Genomic DNA, 244 nt, shown 5'->3' with positions numbered 1-244 from the left:
ACACCAACCGAGCGTTCGCCCTTCTTCGGCAGTGAGGTGTCATCAATAACGAGCACCGCATCCCTACCGCCGACAAGTCGGTCCGCCTGGTTGAGCAGTTCCGTCTCTAGCGGCGTCGCGTCCCAGACACCATCGGCGATGAAATGGTGCAGCTGATCGTAGCTGCCCGAGGCAAGGCGTTCTGCCATCGGCTGAATGCTCTTGCGATCACCAGGGCCGATCAATCCCGCAACGTACAGTGGAC

At 60.2% G+C, this 244-nt stretch carries 1 protein-coding gene; it reads right to left on the bottom strand.

Annotated elements, in window-relative coordinates:
* Positions 1-244: transposase (locus FNJ47_RS48265; RefSeq protein WP_163163762.1), on the bottom strand; the 244-nt coding region annotated here is incomplete at both ends.

Source organism: Bradyrhizobium uaiense (assembly GCF_010811875.1).
Lineage (GTDB): Bacteria > Pseudomonadota > Alphaproteobacteria > Rhizobiales > Xanthobacteraceae > Bradyrhizobium > Bradyrhizobium uaiense.
The sequence above is the reverse complement of the archived record's forward strand: the minus strand, read 5'-3'. Positions and strand labels throughout refer to the sequence as shown.